At 74.4% G+C, this 14,802-nt stretch carries 15 protein-coding genes and 1 pseudogene; 8 read left to right on the forward strand and 8 right to left on the reverse strand.

The genetic code is table 11. The features are described from left to right. The gene (locus AC24FB_RS04905) at positions 1–582 is read right to left on the reverse strand and encodes a YetF domain-containing protein (protein ID WP_425714812.1); all 582 of its coding nucleotides are present in this window, start codon (positions 580–582) and stop codon (positions 1–3) included. 225 nt (positions 583–807) lie between these two features. Between AC24FB_RS04905 and AC24FB_RS04910 the strand changes: the two genes are divergently transcribed. Then, complete coding sequence (locus AC24FB_RS04910; RefSeq protein WP_425714811.1) at positions 808–2,064, forward strand: DNA recombination protein RmuC; 1,257 nt, start codon at positions 808–810, stop codon at positions 2,062–2,064. A gap of 116 nt (positions 2,065–2,180) precedes the next feature. Here AC24FB_RS04910 and AC24FB_RS04915 read toward each other — a convergent pair whose 3' ends face one another. The 5 genes from AC24FB_RS04915 to AC24FB_RS04935 form a co-directional block, all read right to left on the reverse strand. Beyond that, the gene (locus tag AC24FB_RS04915; RefSeq protein ID WP_425714810.1) at positions 2,181–2,792 is read right to left on the reverse strand and encodes a hypothetical protein; all 612 of its coding nucleotides are present in this window, start codon (positions 2,790–2,792) and stop codon (positions 2,181–2,183) included. A 25-nt stretch (positions 2,793–2,817) separates the two neighbouring features. Next, the gene (locus AC24FB_RS04920; protein WP_425714809.1) at positions 2,818–3,519 is read right to left on the reverse strand and encodes a hypothetical protein; all 702 of its coding nucleotides are present in this window, start codon (positions 3,517–3,519) and stop codon (positions 2,818–2,820) included. Positions 3,520–3,649: 130 nt separating this feature from the next. Beyond that, the gene (locus AC24FB_RS04925) at positions 3,650–3,880 is read right to left on the reverse strand and encodes a hypothetical protein (protein WP_425714808.1); all 231 of its coding nucleotides are present in this window, start codon (positions 3,878–3,880) and stop codon (positions 3,650–3,652) included. Positions 3,881–4,092: 212 nt separating this feature from the next. Continuing rightward, positions 4,093–5,142, reverse strand: coding sequence for a 4-hydroxy-3-methylbut-2-enyl diphosphate reductase (locus tag AC24FB_RS04930; RefSeq protein WP_425714853.1), 1,050 nt, complete (start codon positions 5,140–5,142; stop codon positions 4,093–4,095). 100 nt (positions 5,143–5,242) lie between these two features. Next, positions 5,243–6,529: a hypothetical protein gene (locus AC24FB_RS04935; RefSeq protein ID WP_425714807.1), complete on the reverse strand. Its 1,287-nt coding sequence runs from the start codon at positions 6,527–6,529 to the stop codon at positions 5,243–5,245. 122 nt (positions 6,530–6,651) lie between these two features. Between AC24FB_RS04935 and AC24FB_RS04940 the strand changes: the two genes are divergently transcribed. From AC24FB_RS04940 to AC24FB_RS04955, 4 genes are read left to right on the forward strand one after another with little or no spacing between them, the layout of a single operon-like run. Continuing rightward, positions 6,652–7,068, forward strand: a complete 417-nt coding sequence (locus tag AC24FB_RS04940; protein WP_425714806.1) for a DUF3151 domain-containing protein — start codon at positions 6,652–6,654, stop codon at positions 7,066–7,068. Continuing rightward, on the forward strand, positions 7,065–8,318 hold the full coding sequence (gene xseA / locus AC24FB_RS04945; protein WP_425714805.1) for an exodeoxyribonuclease VII large subunit: 1,254 nt from the start codon (positions 7,065–7,067) through the stop codon (positions 8,316–8,318). Before AC24FB_RS04940 ends, xseA begins: the two co-directional genes overlap by 4 nt. 24 nt (positions 8,319–8,342) lie before the next feature. Next, positions 8,343–8,735: an exodeoxyribonuclease VII small subunit gene (locus AC24FB_RS04950; RefSeq protein WP_487561405.1), complete on the forward strand. Its 393-nt coding sequence runs from the start codon at positions 8,343–8,345 to the stop codon at positions 8,733–8,735. Continuing rightward, complete coding sequence (locus tag AC24FB_RS04955; protein ID WP_425714804.1) at positions 8,732–9,442, forward strand: carbonic anhydrase; 711 nt, start codon at positions 8,732–8,734, stop codon at positions 9,440–9,442. The genes AC24FB_RS04950 and AC24FB_RS04955 overlap by 4 nt, the downstream gene beginning before the upstream one ends. A gap of 85 nt (positions 9,443–9,527) precedes the next feature. On the opposite strand, the gene phoH2 is transcribed toward AC24FB_RS04955, so the two are convergent. Next, on the reverse strand, positions 9,528–10,781 hold the full coding sequence (phoH2, locus tag AC24FB_RS04960; protein WP_425714851.1) for an RNA 5'-3' helicase PhoH2: 1,254 nt from the start codon (positions 10,779–10,781) through the stop codon (positions 9,528–9,530). A gap of 461 nt (positions 10,782–11,242) precedes the next feature. Beyond that, positions 11,243–11,998 (reverse strand): isoprenyl transferase, encoded by a 756-nt coding sequence (locus AC24FB_RS04965; RefSeq protein WP_425714803.1) that lies wholly within the window; start codon positions 11,996–11,998, stop codon positions 11,243–11,245. 150 nt (positions 11,999–12,148) lie between these two features. Here AC24FB_RS04965 and trhA point away from each other — a divergent pair, with 150 nt between their 5' ends. The 3 genes and pseudogenes from trhA (at position 12,149) to AC24FB_RS04980 (ending at position 14,766) form a co-directional block, all read left to right on the forward strand. Continuing rightward, complete coding sequence (trhA, locus tag AC24FB_RS04970; RefSeq protein WP_425714802.1) at positions 12,149–12,934, forward strand: PAQR family membrane homeostasis protein TrhA; 786 nt, start codon at positions 12,149–12,151, stop codon at positions 12,932–12,934. A gap of 192 nt (positions 12,935–13,126) precedes the next feature. After that, a pseudogene (locus AC24FB_RS04975) lies at positions 13,127–13,930 on the forward strand (PPK2 family polyphosphate kinase); the annotation flags it as partial. Between the two features lie 602 nt (positions 13,931–14,532). Continuing rightward, positions 14,533–14,766, forward strand: coding sequence for a hypothetical protein (locus tag AC24FB_RS04980; protein WP_425714800.1), 234 nt, complete (start codon positions 14,533–14,535; stop codon positions 14,764–14,766). Positions 14,767–14,802: the final 36 nt, after the last annotated feature.

Consider the following 14,802-nt stretch of genomic DNA (forward strand, 5'->3'; position numbering starts at 1 on the left):
TCAGGTCCGGCGGGCCTCGATGAGCTCCCGCAGCTCGGCGACGGCCCGCTCGAGGTCGGCGCGGCTCGCGGACTGCTCCTCCGGTCGGATGTCGACCCCGACCTGACCGCCCTGCGTGATCGTCGCCTTCTCCACCTCCGCCGCCGAGTCGGCACCCTGCACGCGCAGGGCGATCGCCAGCTCCTCGCGCGTCATGCCGAGCCGGTGCAACGCCGCGTCGTCGATCCTGCCGTCCTCGATGAGGACGGTCGACCGCCCCTCGAGGAGGGTGCGTGCCCAACCCCAGCGTGCCGCCAGACGCTCGAGCCCCGCGTTCGTGGCGACGAGCACGACCACGCCGAGCACCGCTCCGGACACGGAGAAGTCGTCGCCGATGATCGCGTTCTGGATCGCCTCGCTCAGCAGGAGGACCACCACGAGGTCGAGGCTGTTCATCTGCGCGAGCATCCGCTTGCCCGCCACGCGCACGACGAGGACGACCGCGAGGTAGACGCCGATGGTCCGCAGGACCTTGTCCACCGGCGGGATCTCCATGACGAGGAGCTCCTGGACGAGCGACTGGCTGACGATCTCGAGCGTCATGGCGATCTCCTTCGCAGGACCACGCGGGCTCGCGACCACCGTCGGCCGCGCAGGGGCGCCATCGTCCCACCACGGACGACGCCGTGCCGAGGCCTCCTGTCCTGCTGCGGCGTGACCGGGACGGCGCTCGGAGGCCGGCACCGAGAGCCCGACGACCGCGTCCGGTGCCCGGGCGCCCATCCGGGCCGCCCCTCCGGTGTCGGCGGCTCCTGTGACGATGGCGGCATGACCGTCCCTGCCCCGGTGCTCGTGCTCGTCGTCCTCCTCGCCCTGATCGTCGGGGCGGCCGTCGGTGCCGGCGCTCACGCACTCGTGGTCGGGCGCCGCGAGGCTGCGCGGGCGAGCTCGGGTCGTGACCGTGCGGCGACCGACGCCGCCGAGCTCGGCGCCGCACGCGCCCGGGCCGAGGAGCTGTCCGCCCAGGTCGCGGAGATGCGCGAGCGGGCCACCTCCGACGCCGACGTCCTCCAGGCGCTCGCCCCCCTGCGCTCCGGGCTCGCCGACGTCGGCCGGCAGGTCCAGCTGCTCGAGCGCGAGCGTGCCGCGCGCGCCGCCGCGCTGGACGAGCAGCTCGCGGCCGCCCGCCGCGCGGACGCCGAGCTCGTGGCCGCGACCGGCGAGCTCGGCCGGGCGCTGCGCGCGGGCGGGTCACGCGGCCAGTGGGGCGAGGTGACGCTGCGCCGGGTCGTCGAGTCCGCCGGGATGCTCGCGCACGTCGACTTCGACACCCAGCGCACCGCAGGCTCGATCGCCGGCTCGCGCTCGGCCGCCCGCCCGGACCTCGTCGTCCACCTGCCCGGGGGGCGCACGCTCGCGGTGGACGCGAAGGTCCCGATGGACGCCTACCTCGAGGCGAGCGCGATCGACCCCGGAGCACGGGGGGCCGACGCCGAGCGCCGCGAACGGCTGCTCGCTACCCACGCGAAGGCGCTGCGCGGGCACGTCGACGCCCTCGCGTCGCGCGGCTACCACGCGGAGCTCCCGGGGAGCCCCGAGCTCGTCGTGCTTTTCCTGCCCTCGGAGCCGCTGCTCGGGGCGGCGCTCGAGGCCGACCCGGGGCTCCTCGAGCACGCGCTCGCGCGCGGGGTGGCACCGACGTCGCCGTCGTCGCTCCTCGCCCTCCTGCGCGCGGTGGCCTCGGTGTGGAGCGGGGAGAAGGCGGCCGACGAGGCGGGCGAGCTGCTCGAGCTCGGCCGCACCCTCGCCGATCGCCTGGCGACCGTGGCCGGGCACCTCGGCCGGGTCGGGTCCTCCCTGCGTTCAGCCGTGGGGCACTACAACAGCGCCGTCGGTTCGATCGAGGGGCGCCTGCTCGTCACCGCGCGCTCACTCGAGTCGCTCGGCGCCAAGGACCTCGAGCTCGCGCCGATCGACGCCGATGACGCGCAGGTCCGGGCGTTCACGGCGCCGGAGCTCGCCGCGTCGGACGTCGAGGACGGGGCGGCGCAGGTGCGGGCCGTGCGCGGGGAGCGCGCCGGCTGAGGGGCGGCCGCCCGGGGCAGCCGCGGGTCCCCGACGGTGACCCGTGGCCGCTGGGCGGGGTGTGCCGCCGCGGCCCGCGTGGCGGAGCACGGCAGGGCGCAGGGACGCGGCTCGAGTCAGTCGTCCTCCACGCCGGCCGCGAGGGCCGCCCAGACGCCGCCGAGGCACGTGGTCACGGCGCCGATGACGACGACGATCTGTCCGTAGCCGACATCCATGCGGTTCCAGGCGTCCTCCGCCTCGATCCGTCCGCGCAGGGTGACGAGGTCGTGGACGGTGGTCGCCGCGACGGACAGCGCCGCGAGGGCACCGAGGACTCCCGGCCACGCCGGCGCGTGGACGACGAGGAACGTCACCCCGGCCGCCACGGCGACGAGCGCGAGAACGATCATCACCACCGCGGACGAGCTCTCGTCCGTCCCGTGGTGGATGAGGTCCGGCTGCAGCCCGCGCTCCATCGTGACCCACGGGAAGAAGAAGCCGACCACCGAGAGGACACCACCGCCCAGCAGCATCCACCCGTGGATCGGCAGCTCGTCGAGCCGGCGCCGGCGGACGCGGCGGCGCGGCGGGACCTCGACCGGCGGCGCCGAGAACTGGATCTGCGGCGCGCGCGGGACGTCCGCGGGACCGGTCCCATAGGTGCCGTGCAACCCGTAGCGCGGCGGGCGGCCGGCCTTCGAGCGACGCCTGGTGCCGCTGTGGCCCCAGTCCTTCCGCCCGCTCATCGGTCGCGCCGCGCGCCGCTCCGGGTCAGGCGTTCGTCTTCTTGACGAGCGCGATGATGCCGCCGACGAGCCCGACGACGCCGCCCGCGACGACCGCGTACAGCCCGAACCCGATGTCGATGAACTCCTGGGCGCCCTGCGCCTCGATCTCGTCGTTGACGTCGACGAGGTCGTAGAGGCCGATCCCGGCGACAGCCAGGGCGAGGACGAGCCCGACGATCGCCATCCATGCGGCGCCCTTCCGGATCCCGATGAGGACACCGCCGACCGCGGCGAGGACCGCCATCGGGAGGATGAGGAGACCGTCGTTGCCGTCCTCCATGCCGTTGATGCTGTCCGACTGCCCGAACACCGAGACCTCGAGCCAGGGCAGGAAGCAACCGATGGCGGCGATCACGGAGCCGATGACGAGGATCCAGCCGCCGACCGGCAGCGGGACGCGCCTGCCGACGGGCGCCCCGAAGCCCTGCGGGGAGCCGTAGGCCTGGGCGCCCTGGAAGCCCTGCTGGCCGGGCGCGCCGTACGGGGACTGACCGCCGTAGCCCGGCTGCGCCCCGTACCCCGGCTGCGAGCCGTAGCCGCCCTGCGCGCCGTACGGGTCCTGACCTCCGTAGGGGGACGGCGCGCCGTAACCCTGCTGCTCGCCCCATCCGCTCTGGCCGTAGGCGGGTGCCCCGCCCTGTTGGGGCTGGTTCCAGCCCTGACCCCCGTACTGCTGATCACTCATCGCGAGACCTCCGCTCCGTCGGTACGTGGCGCTCCGACGCATCGGCGTCGGGAGCGGGCCGCGTCCGGCGCAGCCACTCGGGCGAGCGTATCCGTCGCTCGTTCCGACGGCGCCCGCCCGGGTGGGGACCTCAGACGGTCGAGCGGGTCCGCCACCTGCGTACCGCTCGGACGACGCTCTCGATGACGCCGGCGCCGCGCCGGTCGTGCGGCTGCTCGTTGAACGGGGTGACCGGCTGGTTGTGCGCGCCGCGGGTGCGGTTGGCGAACGCCTTCCCGCGGGGGGCGAACGTGTGGTCGGACTGCGGGGTGTTCCAGCTCTCGCCGGACCAGTGCCCACCTGACCTCTGCGTCTCGGACATCTCCTCACCTCCGGACCGCCGCGCGCGGCCGACCACCACCGTGTGGTCCACGCGTCGCACGCGTGCGATTCGCCCGATCCTACCGCGCGGCGGCGCGGAACCGAAGGCCTCGCGCGGCATGTCGGGGCGAGCGTCACGCACCCCGGGGCGCGCCGTTCGCGGTCGAGCCGGAGGCCGAGGTCGTCAGGCCGAGGCTGGAAGGGGCAGCGCCGTCAGGCCTGGGCGCGCGGGGCGCGAGCCCGGCGCGGCTGGTCCACCTGGACGCCGGACGCCTTGAGGTCGGCGCGGAGGTTCTTCGGGAGGGAGAAGAGCACGTCCTCCGTGGCGGTCCGCACCTCCTCGACGGCGAGGAACCCGAGCTCCTGCAGCCGCAGCACCACGTTCCGCACGAGGATCTCCGGCACGGACGCCCCGGACGTCACGCCCACCGAGGTCGCGCCGTCGAACCAGGCCGGGTCGATCTCGTCGGCGGTGTCCACGCGGTAGGAGGAGCCGGCCCCGGCGTCGAGGGCGACCTCGACGAGGCGGACCGAGTTCGAGGAGTTCGCCGACCCGACGACGATGACCACGTCGGACTCCGGCGCCAGCTTCTTCACCGCGACCTGGCGGTTCTGCGTGGCGTAGCAGATGTCGTCGCTCGGCGGGTCCTGCAGCGCGGGGAACCGCTCGCGGAGCTTGTTCACGGTCTCCATCGTCTCGTCGACGCTCAGCGTGGTCTGGGAGAGCCAGATGACGCGCTCGGGGTCGCGGACCTCGACCTGGTCGACCTCGTGGGGGCCGTTGACGACCTGGATGTGCTCGGGCGCCTCGCCCTGGGTGCCCTCGACCTCCTCGTGGCCGTCGTGGCCGATGAGGAGGATGTCGAAGTCGTCGTTCGCGAACCGGACGGCCTCCTTGTGCACCTTGGTCACGAGCGGGCAGGTGGCATCGATCGTCGCGAGGTTGCGGGCCGCGGCCTGGGCGTGCACGGCCGGGGAGACGCCGTGCGCGGAGAACACGACGCGGGCGCCCTCGGGGACCTCGTCGGTCTCGGCGACGAAGATCGCGCCGCGGCGGGACAGGGTCTCGACGACGAACTTGTTGTGGACGATCTCCTTGCGCACGTACACCGGGGCGCCGTAGAGCTCGAGGGCCTTCTCGACGGCGTCGACGGCCCGGTCGACACCGGCGCAGTAGCCGCGGGGCGTGGCCAGGAGGATGCGCTTCCCCTCGGGCGAGTCGAAGGACTCGACCTGCTGCGGGAACGCCGACGCGCCGGCCAGGGACTGGATCGTGTCGGTGGAGGTCACGCCTCCAGGATAGGCGGCCGGTGCAAGCCCCGGCCGGGAGGAGGCTGGCCTCACACGGGGCCGGGTGGGGCCGTCAGCGGCCGAGGACCGCTCCCCGGGCGCGGCCGATCCCCCACACGAGGTACCCGCAGGCGAGCCACCCGCCGAGCAGGAACGCGACCGTCGAGACGAAGTCGGACGCCCCGGGATCGACGAACGGGTAGATCGCGTATCCCCAGCGGTCCGACTGCCACATGTAGAGCGCGAGGTAGGCGAACATCGGCAGCACCCACAGGACGGGCCAGTAGCCGGGGACCCGGTCCTGGTTGCGGCCCACCACGAGCCAGTCGAGGACCATCGCCACCGGCAGCACGAGGTGCACGACGAGCGAGAGCCGCTCGTCGAGGGCGCCCTCGAGGAGCGTGATGAACACGACCGAGGTCATCACCGAGTACGTCGTCACCATGCCCCGGAACCAGCCGTGCCGCCCCTCGAGCCGGTTCCGCGCGGGTCCGGGCCCCAGCACCCGCAGCACGGACAGCACCATGACGAGGGCGACGAGGATCGTGTTGACGGTGGTGAAGAACGTCAGCTGCGCGCCCACGCCTTCCCAGCCACCGGCCTCGTAGACGGGCACGAGCGTCTCGTACAGCGCCCAGATCGCGAGCGCCGCGACGGCGAGTCGCCAGAGCACCGAGAGCGTGACGACCGCCCCGTTCGCCGGCGGCAGACCGTTCCGGGTGCCCGCCGGCCGCGGGCCCGGGTAGGGAGCGGCCCCCGACGGCGGACGGCCCGGCGCGTAGGGAGCCCCGGGACCGTAGGGCGCGCCCTGGGCGCCAGGACCGGGACCACCCGGCCCGTACCCCGGGCCACCGGGTCCCGAGGGGCCGAACCCCGGCCCACCCGGGGGCGGGCCGGCCTGCCATCCCGGGCCGCCCTGTCCGCCGGGGCCCCAGCCCGTCGGGGCCGGCTCGGACAGGGCCGGGATCTCGGCGGTGGACACCTGCGCCCCGGGGTCCTGCGGGGTCGCGGCGGAGTCGAACGCACCACGTCCTGGAGTCGGGGCGGATCCGTCCGTGGGCACCCGGTAGGCCCCCTCCCCCTGGGCCTGCGTGGGCGGCAGGTCGCCGGTCGCCTGCGCGTCGACCGGCGCCAGCGGGGCGGTCGCGTCGGCCCCTGGCGCTCCGCCCGCACCGGACCGGCCTGCCGTGACGCCACCGGGACCACCCGGCGCGCCGTTCGTCGTCGTCGGACCGGCCGGTCCCGCCCCCGCCCCCGCCTGCCGCTCGGCCAGCGGTCGCCTCGACGCGCGCACCTGGGCGGCCATCGAGCCGGGGACGGCGACGGTCGGGTCGATCTCGTCGTCGTGGGGGTGAGTCATCGCGGGTCCTCGTCCGTCGTCGTGCAGGTGGTCCGACGTCGAGCGTAGGCAGGTCCGACCGAACCGGCAGCGCGCGGGGCGGACAGAGCGCCCCTGTCGGGCCGCGGTGCGACGATGGGCACATGGCAGACAACCTCCTCGCGCCCGACCCCGTCCGACTCCCCGAGGACGGCCCCGACGCCCCGGCCCGAGCCGCGCTCGACGCCGGCACCGACGCCCGCGAGGTCGCCGCCGCGCACCCCGCCTCGTCCCTCGCCTGGGCGACCCTGTCCCGCGCCGCGCTCGCGGACGACCCGGTCGCCGCCTACGCGTTCGCCCGGACCGGCTACCACCGCGGGCTCGACGCGCTGCGCAAGGGCGGGTGGCGCGGCCAGGGCCCGGTGCCCGCGTCGCACGTGCCGAACCACGGAGTCGTCCTCGCGGTCCTCGCCCTGCGCGAGGCGGCCCGCGCGATCGGCGAGACCCCCGAGGTCGAGCGGCTCTCCGCGCTCGCGGACGACTTCGACCCGGACGCCGAGGCGATCCTCGCCCGCGCGTGAGCGCCGAGAACGCCGGTGAGCGGGCGCCGCTGCCCGCCACCGCCGCCGCCACCACGCCCGAGGCGCCGTGGCCGGTCCGGCTGCTCTCGCAGAAGATCGCCGAGTACGTCGACCGCATGTCGGCGCTCTGGGTCGAGGGGCAGCTCGTCGAGGTCAACCGCCGGCCCGGCGCACGCACGGCGTTCCTCACGATGCGGGACACCGACGCCGAGATGTCGCTGCGGATCTCCATCGCGGCCCGCGCGCTGCCGGACGAGGTCGCGCCCGGCGCCCACGTGGTCGCGCACGCGAAGCCGAGCTTCTGGACGAAGAACGGCAGCTTCAACCTGTGGGCCGACGACCTGCGGGCGGTCGGCGTGGGCGGGCTGCTCGCCCGCATCGAGGCGCTGCGCAAGGTCCTCGCCGCCGAGGGCGTGTTCGACGACTCGCGCAAGCGTCCGCTGCCGTTCCTCCCCCGCGTCGTCGGGCTCGTCTGCGGACGCAACGCCAAGGCGAAGGACGACGTCCTGACGAACGCGCGGCTGCGGTGGCCGGCGGTCCGGTTCGAGGTCCGCGAGGTCGCCGTCCAGGGCGTCGACACGGTCCCTCAGGTCAGCGCCGCGCTCGCCGAGCTCGATGCCATGGACGAGGTCGACGTCCTCGTGGTGGCCCGGGGCGGCGGGTCCGTCGAGGACCTCTTCCCCTTCTCCAACGAGGCGCTCGTCCGCGCGGTCGCCGCGTGCCGCACGCCGGTCGTCTCCGCCATCGGCCACGAGGGCGACTCGCCGCTGCTCGACCTCGTGGCGGACGTGCGGGCCTCGACACCGACGGACGCCGCCCGGCGCGTGGTGCCCGACTTCGCCCGCGAGAGCGCCGGGGTGAACGACGCCCGCACGCGGGTGCGACGCGCCGTCCTCGCCCGCCTCGACCGCGCGGTCGCCGAGGTCGCGGCGCTGCGTGCCCGGCCGGTGCTCGCCCGCCCGGAGTCGATGCTCGAGGGGCCCACCGCCGAGGTCGCCGCGCTGCGGCACCGCGCCCGCGCCTCCCTCGACGGGCGGCTCTCCGCGGCGTCCGCCGAGCTCGCCCGGGCCCACGGGGGCCTGCTCGCACTCTCACCGGCGGCCACGCTCGCGCGCGGGTACGCCGTGCTGCGGCGGCGCGACGGCCAGGTGGTGCGGGACCAGGCCGAGGTGGCCACCGGCGACCGGCTCGAGGCGATCCTCCACGCGGGCCGCCTCGGGGTCGAGGTCGTCGCCACCCGCGAGGTGTAGTTGACTGACGGCGTGAACGTGAGGATGCAGCACCCCGACTCCCTCGACCCGCAGCGCCGGGCCCGGACCGCCTCCGACCCCGGCTCCCCCGCCGAAGAGACCCGCGGTGACGCCGCGGATGCGGGAGCGGGGGCGTCCGACGCGTCGGCATCCGGCGACGCGCCCGACCCCGCCGAGGGGGTCGCCGACCTGTCCTACGAGCAGGCACGCGACGAGCTCGTCGGTGTGGTCCGTCGCCTCGAGTCCGGTGAGCTCCCGCTGGAGGAGGCCCTCGCGCTGTGGCAGCGCGGCGAGGCCCTCGCGGACCGCTGCCAGTCCTGGCTCGACGGCGCCCGCCGGGCACTGGACGAGGCGCGCAGCGAGGCCGAGCCCTCGGGCGAGGAGGACGGCGCCGCCGGGTCGGGGGCGACCGCGTGAGCGCCGGACCCACGCCCGCCGAGGCGTGGGCGCGCCTGCGCGAGGGCAACCACCGGTTCGTCGCCGACACGATGGAGCACCCCGACCAGTCCGCCGCCCGGCGGACGCAGGTCTCGGTCGACCAGAAGCCGTTCGCCGTCGTGCTCGGGTGCTCGGACTCCCGGGTCGCCGCCGAGCTGGTGTTCGACCAGGGGCTCGGCGACCTGTTCGTCGTGCGCACGGCGGGCCACGTCCTCGACACGACCGTCATCGGGTCGATCGAGTACGGGATCGACATCCTCGGGATCCCCCTCGTGGTGGTCCTCGGGCACGACTCGTGCGGCGCCGTCGGGGCCGCCGTGCAGGCGCTGTCGACCGGCCGGATGCCCACGGGCTTCGTCCGCACGATCGTCGACCGCGTCATCCCCTCGCTCGTCACGCGTGCCGTCCTGCCCGGTGAGGACGACACCGACGCCGGTCGGGAAGCGACGCCGGCCGAGGACGTGGCTCTCACGCTCCCGCCGACCGACCAGCTGCGTCGCCAGCACGTCCGCGCGACCGTCGAGATGCTCGTCGACTACTCGGCCCACGTGCGCCGGGCCGTCGAGGCCGGCGAGACCGCCGTCGTCGGCGTGGAGTACACGCTGGCCGAGGGGACGGCGCTGCTCGTCGACGCCGTCGGGGACGTCGGGGAGACGCCGCTGACGGCGCCCGCCCCCACCCCCTGACCGTCGAGACTGCGGTTCGTCGTCGTCGGACGCAGGTCGCCCCGGCCCCTGAGCGGGACCGGGGCGACGTGCGCGGTTCCGGCTCTCAGACCTCGTAGGTCTCCAGCAGGTCGGTGACCAGGGCGGACACGGCCGACCGCTCGGAGCGCGTGAGCGTGACGTGGGCGAAGAGCTCGCGGCCCTTGAGCGCCTCGACCACCGAGGCGACGCCGTCGTGACGGCCGACCCGGAGGTTGTCGCGCTGCGCGACGTCGTGGGTGAGGACGACCCGCGAGTTCTGACCGATCCGGGACAGGACCGTCAGCAGCACGTTCCGCTCGAGGGACTGGGCCTCGTCGACGATGACGAACGCGTCGTGCAGCGAGCGCCCGCGGATGTGGGTGAGCGGCAGGACCTCGAGGAGGTTGCGGCCCATCACCTCCTCGACCACCTGCGAGTCGACGACGGCGCCGAGCGTGTCGAAGACCGCGTCCGCCCACGGGTTCATCTTCTCGGCCTCGGTGCCGGGCAGGTAGCCGAGCTCCTGGCCGCCCACGGCGTACAGCGGGCGGAACACGAGGATCCGCTTGTGCTCGCGCCGCTCGAGGACCGCCTCGAGGCCCGCGCACAGGGCGAGCGCCGACTTGCCGGTGCCCGCCCGGCCGCCGAGGGAGACGATCCCGACGTCGGGGTTGACGAGGTGGTCGATCGCCACGCGCTGCTCGGCGGAGCGCCCCCGCATCCCGAAGATCTCGCGGTCGCCGCGCACGAGCGTCAGGCGCCCGCCCGCGGAGGTCCGTGCGAGGGCCGAGCCGCGCGGCGAGTGAAGGACGATCCCGGTGTTGACGGGCTGGTCGGGCAGGTCCCCGGGGGTGGCGAGGTCCCCGACCTCGAGCGACTCGTCGCTCCACAGCTGGGCCATCTCGGACTCGGTGACGTCCGCCGTCGCCATGCCCGTGTAACCCGTGTCGACGACCTGGCCGGCGCGGTACTCCTCGGCGTCGAGCCCGACCGCCGAGGCCTTGACGCGCATCGGCAGGTCCTTGGTCACGACCGTCACCGCATTGCCCTCGGCCGCGAGGTTCGCCGCGACGGCGAGGATCCGGGTGTCGTTGTCCCCGAGGCGCAGCCCCGAGGGGAGGACCTGGTCGCTGGAGTGGTTGAGCTCGACCCGCAGCGTGCCGCCGTCCGTGCCGACGGGCACCGGCCGGTCGAGGTGACCGTGCTTGACGCGCAGGCTGTCGAGCAGGCGCAGCGCGGCGCGGGCGAAGTAGCCCAGCTCGCTGTGGTGCCGCTTGGCCTCGAGCTCGGTGACCACGACGACCGGCAGGACGACGTCGTGCTCCGCGAACTTCGTCATCGCCCGCGGGTCGGAGAGCAGCACCGAGGTGTCGAGGACGTAGGTGCGCAGCGCGGTGCCCTGCGGCTCCGGGACGCCGAGCTCGGCGGCGACCTCGCTCCCCGTGGTGGTGACGGGCTCGGACGCGGTGTGCTGGGCGGCAGTGGTGCTCACGTCGTGCTCCCTCCGGCGCTGGTGCGCGGGTCAGGACCCTCGGCCCGGCACTCGACGCGCCGGCCTCGGACTCGGGGCGGGCGGACGGCCCACGGGGGCCGGCCGGCCCCCGTCACGCGCAACGTGTGCGCCATGGGCGACCTCCCGGAGGACGGCGAGCGTGCCGTCCGTCGGTATCGAAACTACGCCGCGCCCGACAGCGTGGGCGTGAGGCTCGCGGGCGCGGCGAGCAGGTTCGTCAACTGTTCACGTGACCGACACGCGGGTGTCACGGAGATCACCGTCCGACGACGACGAACGGCGCGCGGTCAGCGGCCGAGGCGGCGTTCCCGGTGGGAGAAGTCGCGCAGCGCCCGCAGGAGGTCGACGCGGCGGAAGTCGGGCCAGTAGGCCTCGCAGAAGTACAGCTCGGAGTGCACGGACTGCCACAGGAGGAACCCGCCGAGCCGCTGCTCGCCCGAGGTGCGGATGAGCAGGTCCGGGTCGGGCTGGCCGGAGGTGTAGAGGTGGCCGTCGATGTCCGCGACCGTCAGCGAGTCGGCGACCTCCTCGAGCGACCGCCCCTCGGCTGCGCGCTCGCGCAGGAGCGCCCGCACGGCGTCCGCGATCTCCTCGCGCCCCCCGTAGCCGACGGCGATGTTGACGACCAGGGCGTCACCGGTCGGCGAGGCGGCGGCGCGCAGCCGGTCGGCGATGTCGGGCGGCAGCAGGTCGAGCGAGCCCACGAGCCGGACGTTCCACCGGGCGGTCGCGGCGATCGATGCGACCGAGCCCACGATGATCTCGAGCAGGTCGGCGATCTCGTCCGGGTCGCGGCGCAGGTTGTCCGTGGACAGCATCCACAGCGTGACGACCTCGACGCCGACCTCCTCGCACCACGCGAGCAGCTCGTGGACCTTGTCGGCCCCGCGTCGGTGACCGTCCGCGGTCTGCGCACCGACCGAGCGCGCCCACCGCCGGTTGCCGTCGAGCATGACCCCGACGTGCTTCGGCATCCGCGTCCGGTCGATCTCGGCCAGCAGGCGCCGCTCGTACAGCGAGTACAGCACGTCGCTCGAGCGCACCGTCCACCTCCGTCCGATCGTCGCCGGGTGCGACCATCCCCGCAGCGTAGCGACCATGGCCGGGGCGTCCGCGCACCGCCCGGCCTGGATCGTCGTCGAGCATCGGGGGCGGCGTACCGCGCGAACCTACACAGGTGTAGGTTGTTGGTCATGAACGCCGCTCCCGGGACGCCCGCGCCCGTCGCCCCGGACGACCACGTCGAGCCGGGTGCCCCGGCCGACGCCGCGCACACCGGGACCCCGGCCGACGCCGCGGGTACCGCGCTCCCCGGGGCGCACTCCGTCGCCCCCGGGGCCCACGAGGCCAAGCCGCTCGCCCGCGGCTGGATCCACCTCGTCACGGCGCCGATCGCGCTCGTCGTCGGCCTGGCCCTGGTGGTCACCGCACCGACGCTCACCGCCCGCGTGACGTGCGCGGTCTTCGCGCTCACCGCGGTCCAGCTGTTCGCCACCTCGGCGATCTACCACCGCGGGACGTGGCGGCCACGCCTGGCCACCCTGCTGCGGCGCCTCGACCACACGAACATCTTCCTGCTCATCGCGGGCACGTACACGCCGCTCGCCGCCATCCTCCTCCCGCCACGGACGGCCACGATCCTGCTCTCCGTGGTCTGGAGCGGCGCGCTGCTCGGCACGCTCAGCCGCATGTTCTGGCTCTCGGCCCCGCGGTGGGTCTACACGCCGGTCTACGTGGCGCTCGGCTGGGTGGCCGTGTGGTTCATGCCCGACTTCTGGCACACGGGCGGCCCCGCGGTCGTCTGGCTCCTCGCCGCCGGCGGGCTGGCGTACACGCTCGGCGCCGTGGCCTACGCGCTCAAGCGTCCGAACCCCGCACCGCGGGTCTTCGGCTTCCACGAGATCTTCCACGTCGGCACGGTGCTGGGGTGGGGCTGCCACGCCGGCGCCGTCGCGGTCGCCTGCCTCGCGGCGGCCTGACAGCCCCGGTCCCCCGGCTCCTCGGCGGGCCGGCCCCGTCTGGGCCCCGGCCCGATCGGTCGCGTCCGGACCCCGCCCGACGGCGCACCCCACCTGGGCGTCCGCGTCGCAGTCCTACTAGGGTCGAGGCCCCACCGCGACAAGGAGCTGACCGTGGCCGACGACCTCACCTGGACCGCCTCGCCCGCCGACCTGCTGAGGCCGGGGCCCGACTTCGACCTCGCCACGTTCGACCGCGGGGGCACCCCGGGGTTCGACGGCGACAAGGACGACGGCAAGGCCCTGACCGCCGAGCGCGGCCTGCTGCTCTCCGAGCTGCAGGAGCGGCTGTTCGCCGAGGGACGGTCGGGCGGCGAGCGCTCCGTCCTGCTGGTGCTCCAGGGGCTCGACACCGCGGGCAAGGGCGGGATCGTCCGGCACGTCATGGGCATGGTCGACCCCCAGGGCATCGACCTGCACTCGTTCGGCGTCCCCACCGAGGAGGAGAAGAGGCACAACTACCTGTGGCGCATCCGCCGGGCCCTCCCGCGGCCGGGACGCATCGGGGTCTTCGACCGGTCGCACTACGAGGACGTGCTCGTGGCCCGGGTCGACGAGCTCGTCGAGGAGGAGGTCTGGCGCAAGCGCTACGCCGAGATCAACCGGTTCGAGCGCACGGTCGCCTCGCGGGGCACGACGATCGTCAAGGTCGCACTCATGGTCTCCAAGCAGGAGCAGGGGCTGCGACTGCTCGAGCGCCTCGACCGGCCGGACAAGCACTGGAAGTTCAACCCGAACGACGTCACCACCCGAAAGAAGTGGGACGACTACCAGGAGGCCTACGCGGACGTCTTCGCGCGGACGAACACCGACGTCGCACCGTGGCACGTCATCCCCGCGGACAAGAAGTGGTACGCGCGGCTCGCGGTGACGGAGCTCGTCACCCAGGCGCTCATCGACATGAACCCGCGCTGGCCCCGGCCCCGCTGGCGGGTGGCGACGCAGACGGCCGCCCTCCTGCGGACGATGGATCCCGACAACGTCCCCACCGACGAGGAGCGCGAGGAGACGGTCGAGGAGACCCTCGCCGACGAGCGCGAGTTCGCCGAGGCCCTCGCCGAGGTCGCCGCCTCGTCGGCCGACCCGCAGGACGCCGCCGACGAGCAGGACGCGAAGGACACGAAGAAGGACGACAAGAAGGACAAGGACAAGGACAAGAAGAGCAAGAAGGACAAGAAGAAGGACGACGACGACAAGCCGTCCGAGAAGAAGAAGGACAAGAAGAAGGACGGCAAGAAAAAGAAGAAGAAGGACGACTGAGGCGCCTCCGCCGCGCTCTCGGCAGAAACCGCGCCGGTTGCCGTTCCCTCACCCGCACTCTCGACCACGAGCACGCCCCCTGCCGTTCCCTCACCCGCACTCTCGACCACGAGGACGGGGACGGGGACGACGACGCCGGGCGATTTGTGACGGACCCCACCGGATTCCGCGTCCCGATCGTGTGACCTCCGCCTGTCTCTGCCGCGACGAGCCGGTTTGACCTACCCACCACCTCCCGGACGGGGGACCATGGGTCCAGGTGCTCGACCGACGCACCGCCGCCCCCCTTGGAGGACACCGTGTTCGCTGCCGACATCCCGCCCGCCGACCTCGTGGTCGACCAGTCCGAGATCGTGATCGTCGAGCACTCCGGTGCCGCCCGCTCCGCCGGTGACGACGGCGTGACCGTCCTCGTCGAGCCGGAGACCGACCCCGCCGCCCTCCCGCTCGAGGGCGCGGACAGCGACGCGACGGCGAGCCCCGACTCGGGCAAGGGCAAGCCCGGCAAGATCATCTGGCGCCCCTACCCCTGATCGGCCCGGCAGCCGGCGGGGGCGACGACGCCCCCG

Source organism: Georgenia sp. Z1344, from assembly GCF_057652375.1.